The sequence below is a fragment of the Streptomyces sp. NPDC001410 genome (genome assembly GCF_042895235.1).
GTDB lineage: Bacteria > Actinomycetota > Actinomycetes > Streptomycetales > Streptomycetaceae > Streptomyces.
The window spans coordinates 1-1,441 of the sequence record NZ_JBIAWE010000057.1; the positions used below are offsets into that span (position 1 = coordinate 1).

The 1,441-nt window shown below is 68.4% G+C and carries 1 protein-coding gene; it reads right to left on the bottom strand.

Annotation, left to right across the window (positions count from 1 at the left end; genetic code table 11):
* Positions 1-2: 2 nt before the first annotated feature.
* Positions 3-1,441 (bottom strand): LCP family protein (locus ACFY3C_RS45755; protein WP_390775194.1); only part of this gene is annotated, 1,439 nt, incomplete at its 5' end.

The window sequence follows — 1,441 nt, forward strand, 5'->3', positions numbered from 1 at the left end:
GATCAGTCGTCGGAGTCGGGCTTGGTGCGTGCCGCCGCGTAGGCCTGGGCCGGTGTCATGGGAACGCCGCCCAGTTCAACCGTCTTGTACGGGCTGACCTTGGCGCAGGTCTTGGCCTGGTCGGCGGTCTGCGCATGGGCGTTGGAGACGGCCGCCTTGGTGTCCGCGGGCGCGGACGAGGTGCCGCCGGGGTAGCTGGTGCCGCCGGGCCAGTCGCTGCCGATGACCAGGGTCAGACCACTGCTACCGGCGGCGGCGTCCTTCTTCAGGTGCGCGGCGGACAGACCCAGCGCCTTCGCGGCCGTCTGCGCCTCGCCCTTGTGGCCGGTGCCGTAGGTCAGGGTGGTCGTGGTCGCGGGGCTGGGGGCGTTGGCGGTGGTGGTGTCCGGGCTGAAGCCCTGACCGGTCAGGGCGGCCGCGACGGCGGAGGCGCGGCCGGTGACCGTGGTGCCGTTCTCCACCGTCACCGCGATCTCGGACTTGGGCACGGCCGGGGTCTTCGCAGTCGCGGAGGCCGCAGCCGACTTCCTGCCCGAGCCGGTGGTCAGGGACTGGTCGCCCGCGATGGTCGCGAACAGCGCCTTGGCCCCCGCACCCACCACCACCCGGTTGGCGTCGTTCGGGTCACTGCCCGTCTGCATCGTCGTGAAGGTCATCCGCTTGGTCGGGACCTTGTTCAGATCCGACGCCAGCGCGATCAGCTTCTTCACCGTGCCCAGCCCGTCGTCCACCGTCAGCGCCCTGGTGGCCGCGTCGGCGAGGTCGTAGACCGCGGCCGGATCGGTGAGCGTGCCCGCACTCTTGAACTTACGGATCATCGCGCTGAGGAAGATGTGCTGCGAGACGGTACGCCCCAGGTCGCTGCCGTCACCGAACCCGTGCCGGGAACGCACGAACTCCAACGCGGCCACCCCCTTCAGGGTGTGCGCGCCCTTGGACAGCTTCAGATGCGAGTACGTGTCGTACACGTCGTCGCTGACACACACGGACACACCGCCGACCGCGTCCGACATCTTCACCACACCCGAGAAGTCCAGCTTCACGAAGTGGTCGATGGGAATCCCGGTGAGCTGGTGGACGGTCGCCACCTGACAGGCCGGACCGTACTGCAGCGCACTGTTGATCTGCCCGTAGTACCCCGCCGTCGACCGACCCGTCGCACCGTCCTTGCACGCCGGCACCCGGGTCATCGTGTCCCGCGGAATGCTCATCACCGTCGCGTTCGAACGGTCGGCGGATATGTGCACCACCATCTGCACATCCGCGTTGCTGCCCGTCTGCACCCCGGTCTGCGAACAACCGCCACCCAGCTTGCAGTCCGCCTTGCTGGTCCGCCCGTCCGACCCCATCACCAGAATGTTGATCGGCGTACGACCGAACGCATCGGCCTTCTCCGTACCACCCTTGCCGTCCAGCGACACACTCCGGATGTTGCCGTTCA